The 5,346-nt window shown below is 53.2% G+C and carries 2 tRNA genes and 3 rRNA genes; all 5 read left to right on the top strand.

Features of this window, described 5'->3' with window-relative positions:
- Window positions 1-152: 152 nt before the first annotated feature.
- The 5 genes from NOV72_RS31605 to rrf all read left to right on the top strand — a co-directional run bounded on the left by NOV72_RS31605 (window position 153) and on the right by rrf (window position 5,342).
- Window positions 153-1,684: ribosomal RNA gene (locus NOV72_RS31605) — 16S ribosomal RNA — on the top strand.
- 62 nt (window positions 1,685-1,746) lie between these two features.
- Window positions 1,747-1,823 (top strand) — tRNA-Ile (locus tag NOV72_RS31600).
- A 45-nt stretch (window positions 1,824-1,868) separates the two neighbouring features.
- Window positions 1,869-1,944: transfer RNA gene (locus tag NOV72_RS31595), tRNA-Ala, on the top strand.
- A gap of 279 nt (window positions 1,945-2,223) precedes the next feature.
- Window positions 2,224-5,110: ribosomal RNA gene (locus tag NOV72_RS31590) — 23S ribosomal RNA — on the top strand.
- A 119-nt stretch (window positions 5,111-5,229) separates the two neighbouring features.
- A 5S ribosomal RNA gene (gene rrf / locus NOV72_RS31585) occupies window positions 5,230-5,342 on the top strand.
- The 16S, 23S and 5S rRNA genes sit together here with 2 tRNA genes alongside, the layout of an rRNA operon.
- Window positions 5,343-5,346: the final 4 nt, after the last annotated feature.

Below are 5,346 nucleotides of genomic sequence, written 5' to 3'. Positions count from 1 at the left end.
GGTGCTTAGGCGCTGCAGCAATAGCAAAAGTATCAAGAGTCTCACACGAAGTATCAGAGGAAGGTTTGTCTGTCTTAGGACGGATTAATCATCGTCAGTACGTTGAGTGAGCGACCGGTTCTTAGATGAACCGAAAAACAGTAACAGGTATTGAACTGAAGAGTTTGATCCTGGCTCAGATTGAACGCTGGCGGCATGCCTTACACATGCAAGTCGAACGGCAGCACGGGGGCAACCCTGGTGGCGAGTGGCGAACGGGTGAGTAATACATCGGAACGTGTCCTGTAGTGGGGGATAGCCCGGCGAAAGCCGGATTAATACCGCATACGATCTACGGAAGAAAGCGGGGGATCTTCGGACCTCGCGCTGCAGGGGCGGCCGATGGCAGATTAGCTAGTTGGTGGGGTAAAGGCCTACCAAGGCGACGATCTGTAGCTGGTCTGAGAGGACGACCAGCCACACTGGGACTGAGACACGGCCCAGACTCCTACGGGAGGCAGCAGTGGGGAATTTTGGACAATGGGGGCAACCCTGATCCAGCAATGCCGCGTGTGTGAAGAAGGCCTTCGGGTTGTAAAGCACTTTTGTCCGGAAAGAAAACCAACGCCCTAATATGGTGGTGGGATGACGGTACCGGAAGAATAAGCACCGGCTAACTACGTGCCAGCAGCCGCGGTAATACGTAGGGTGCGAGCGTTAATCGGAATTACTGGGCGTAAAGCGTGCGCAGGCGGTCTGTTAAGACCGATGTGAAATCCCCGGGCTTAACCTGGGAACTGCATTGGTGACTGGCAGGCTTGGAGTGTGGCAGAGGGGGGTAGAATTCCACGTGTAGCAGTGAAATGCGTAGAGATGTGGAGGAATACCGATGGCGAAGGCAGCCCCCTGGGCCAACACTGACGCTCATGCACGAAAGCGTGGGGAGCAAACAGGATTAGATACCCTGGTAGTCCACGCCCTAAACGATGTCAACTAGTTGTTGGGGATTCATTTCCTTAGTAACGTAGCTAACGCGTGAAGTTGACCGCCTGGGGAGTACGGTCGCAAGATTAAAACTCAAAGGAATTGACGGGGACCCGCACAAGCGGTGGATGATGTGGATTAATTCGATGCAACGCGAAAAACCTTACCTACCCTTGACATGGTCGGAATCCCGCTGAGAGGTGGGAGTGCTCGAAAGAGAACCGGCGCACAGGTGCTGCATGGCTGTCGTCAGCTCGTGTCGTGAGATGTTGGGTTAAGTCCCGCAACGAGCGCAACCCTTGTCCTTAGTTGCTACGCAAGAGCACTCTAAGGAGACTGCCGGTGACAAACCGGAGGAAGGTGGGGATGACGTCAAGTCCTCATGGCCCTTATGGGTAGGGCTTCACACGTCATACAATGGTCGGAACAGAGGGTTGCCAAGCCGCGAGGCGGAGCCAATCCCAGAAAACCGATCGTAGTCCGGATCGCAGTCTGCAACTCGACTGCGTGAAGCTGGAATCGCTAGTAATCGCGGATCAGCATGCCGCGGTGAATACGTTCCCGGGTCTTGTACACACCGCCCGTCACACCATGGGAGTGGGTTTTACCAGAAGTGGCTAGTCTAACCGCAAGGAGGACGGTCACCACGGTAGGATTCATGACTGGGGTGAAGTCGTAACAAGGTAGCCGTATCGGAAGGTGCGGCTGGATCACCTCCTTTCTCGAGCTTCGCACACAACATTAAGCGCTCACGCTTATCGGCTGTGGTTCAAGACAGGCTAAGGGTCTGTAGCTCAGTCGGTTAGAGCACCGTCTTGATAAGGCGGGGGTCGTTGGTTCGAATCCAACCAGACCCACCACCCTAACAAGCGCTGACTGAGCGAGAGACTCGAAGTCAGGCATACGGGGGATTAGCTCAGCTGGGAGAGCACCTGCTTTGCAAGCAGGGGGTCGTCGGTTCGATCCCGTCATCCTCCACCAAGTCCTCAATGCACAGGGTTTCGCGTGAAGCCCTGTGCATTGGCGACTGTAGCCAGTTGATGTCGCAAGTACGGAAACACGCTTGTCGGCTAAACGTTCTTTAACAATCTGGAAGAAGTAGTAAAGAGAATCGCAAAAGCGCTTAGAGATGGGCGTGAGTAGCGATTCAGGGTAGTGATTGTATCAAGTATGAAAAGTGATCTTAATGATGACTTGGAATACGGCACAACGCGAATACTCAGCCTATGACGGAGGTGTCGACAGACACACTCGTTATAGGGTCAAGCGAACAAGTGCATGTGGTGGATGCCTTGGCGATCACAGGCGATGAAGGACGCGGTAGCCTGCGAAAAGCTCCGGGGAGCTGGCAAACAAGCTTTGATCCGGAGATGTCCGAATGGGGAAACCCACTCCTAATGGAGTATCCATAGCTGAATACATAGGCTATGAGAAGCGAACGCGGTGAACTGAAACATCTAAGTAACCGCAGGAACAGAAATCAACCGAGATTCCCAAAGTAGTGGCGAGCGAAATGGGATCAGCCTGTACGTGTTATTTGTATTGTTAGTCGAACGCTCTGGAAAGTGCGGCCATAGCAGGTGATAGCCCTGTAGACGAAAACAGTATGAAAGGACTAGGCGTACGACAAGTAGGGCGGGACACGTGAAATCCTGTCTGAAGATGGGGGGACCATCCTCCAAGGCTAAATACTCGTGATCGACCGATAGTGAACCAGTACCGTGAGGGAAAGGCGAAAAGAACCCCGGGAGGGGAGTGAAATAGATCCTGAAACCGCATGCATACAAACAGTCGGAGCCTGGAAACGGGTGACGGCGTACCTTTTGTATAATGGGTCAGCGACTTACGTTCAGTAGCGAGCTTAACTGATTAAGGCAGGCGTAGCGAAAGCGAGTCCGAATAGGGCGATCAGTTGCTGGGCGTAGACCCGAAACCAAGTGATCTATCCATGGCCAGGTTGAAGGTGCGGTAACACGTACTGGAGGACCGAACCCACTAACGTTGAAAAGTTAGGGGATGAGCTGTGGATAGGGGTGAAAGGCTAAACAAACTTGGAAATAGCTGGTTCTCTCCGAAAACTATTTAGGTAGTGCCTCGTGTATCACCTTCGGGGGTAGAGCACTGTCATGGTTGTGGGGTCCATTGCGGATTACTACGCCATAGCAAACTCCGAATACCGAAGAGTGCAATCACGGGAGACAGACATCGGGTGCTAACGTCCGGTGTCAAGAGGGAAACAACCCAGACCGCCAGCTAAGGTCCCAAAGATTGGCTAAGTGGGAAACGAAGTGGGAAGGCTAAAACAGTCAGGAGGTTGGCTTAGAAGCAGCCACCCTTTAAAGAAAGCGTAATAGCTCACTGATCGAGTCGTCCTGCGCGGAAGATGTAACGGGGCTCAAGCCAGTCACCGAAGCTGCGGATACACGTTGAAAGACACGTGTGTGGTAGGAGAGCGTTCCGTAAGCCTGCGAAGGTGCGTTGAAAAGCGTGCTGGAGGTATCGGAAGTGCGAATGCTGACATGAGTAGCGATAAAGGGGGTGAAAAGCCCCCTCGCCGTAAGCCCAAGGTTTCCTACGCAACGTTCATCGGCGTAGGGTGAGTCGGCCCCTAAGGCGAGGCAGAAATGCGTAGCTGATGGGAAGCAGGTCAATATTCCTGCACCATTGTTAGATGCGATGGGGGGACGGATCGCGGAAGGTTGTCCGGGTGTTGGAAGTCCCGGTCGCTGCATTGGAGAAGGTGCTTAGGCAAATCCGGGCACGTAATTCAAGGGTGTGGCGCGAGCTTCTTCGGAAGCGAAGCAATTGGAAGTGGTTCCAAGAAAAGCCTCTAAGCTTCAGTCTAATAGTGACCGTACCGCAAACCGACACAGGTGGGCGAGATGAGTATTCTAAGGCGCTTGAGAGAACTCGGGAGAAGGAACTCGGCAAATTGGTACCGTAACTTCGGGATAAGGTACGCCTCTGTAGCTTGACTGGCCTGCGCCAGGAGGGTGAAGAGGTTGCAATAAACTGGTGGCTGCGACTGTTTAATAAAAACACAGCACTCTGCAAACACGAAAGTGGACGTATAGGGTGTGACGCCTGCCCGGTGCCGGAAGATTAAATGATGGGGTGCAAGCTCTTGATTGAAGTCCCGGTAAACGGCGGCCGTAACTATAACGGTCCTAAGGTAGCGAAATTCCTTGTCGGGTAAGTTCCGACCTGCACGAATGGCGTAACGATGGCCACACTGTCTCCTCCCGAGACTCAGCGAAGTTGAAGTGTTTGTGATGATGCAATCTCCCCGCGGCTAGACGGAAAGACCCCATGAACCTTTACTGTAGCTTTGCATTGGACTTTGAACCGATCTGTGTAGGATAGGTGGGAGGCTATGAAACCGGAACGCTAGTTTCGGTGGAGCCGTCCTTGAAATACCACCCTGGTTTGTTTGAGGTTCTAACCTTGGTCCGTGATCCGGATCGGGGACAGTGCATGGTAGGCAGTTTGACTGGGGCGGTCTCCTCCCAAAGTGTAACGGAGGAGTACGAAGGTACGCTAGGTACGGTCGGAAATCGTGCTGATAGTGCAATGGCATAAGCGTGCTTAACTGCGAGACCGACAAGTCGAGCAGGTGCGAAAGCAGGTCATAGTGATCCGGTGGTTCTGTATGGAAGGGCCATCGCTCAACGGATAAAAGGTACTCTGGGGATAACAGGCTGATACCGCCCAAGAGTTCATATCGACGGCGGTGTTTGGCACCTCGATGTCGGCTCATCTCATCCTGGGGCTGTAGCCGGTCCCAAGGGTATGGCTGTTCGCCATTTAAAGAGGTACGTGAGCTGGGTTTAAAACGTCGTGAGACAGTTTGGTCCCTATCTGCCGTGGGCGTTGGATATTTGAAGGGGGCTGCTCCTAGTACGAGAGGACCGGAGTGGACGAACCTCTGGTGTACCGGTTGTGACGCCAGTCGCATCGCCGGGTAGCTATGTTCGGAAGAGATAACCGCTGAAAGCATCTAAGCGGGAAACTCGCCTTAAGATGAGATATCCCCGGGGCTTCGAGCCCCTTGAAGGGTCGTTCCAGACCAGGACGTTGATAGGTCAGGTGTGTAAGTGCAGTAATGCATTGAGCTAACTGATACTAATTGCCCGTAAGGCTTGATCCTATAACCAGTGTGTTTGTGCCACTGGCGAGTGAGTCGTTGTGCGACGATCACCACCTAATTCAATACTGCTTCTTCTAAGATTGGTTGTCGCGCCAAACGCGAGACAACAACAAGTCATGCCTGATGACCATAGCGAGTCGGTCCCACCCCTTCCCATCCCGAACAGGACCGTGAAACGACTCCACGCCGATGATAGTGCGGATTCCCGTGTGAAAGTAGGTAATCGTCAGGCTCCT

Source organism: Caballeronia novacaledonica, from assembly GCF_900258035.1.
In the GTDB taxonomy this organism is placed as follows: domain Bacteria; phylum Pseudomonadota; class Gammaproteobacteria; order Burkholderiales; family Burkholderiaceae; genus Caballeronia; species Caballeronia novacaledonica.
Note: the sequence above shows the minus strand (reverse complement) of the source record. Positions and strands in the feature narration are given on the sequence as shown.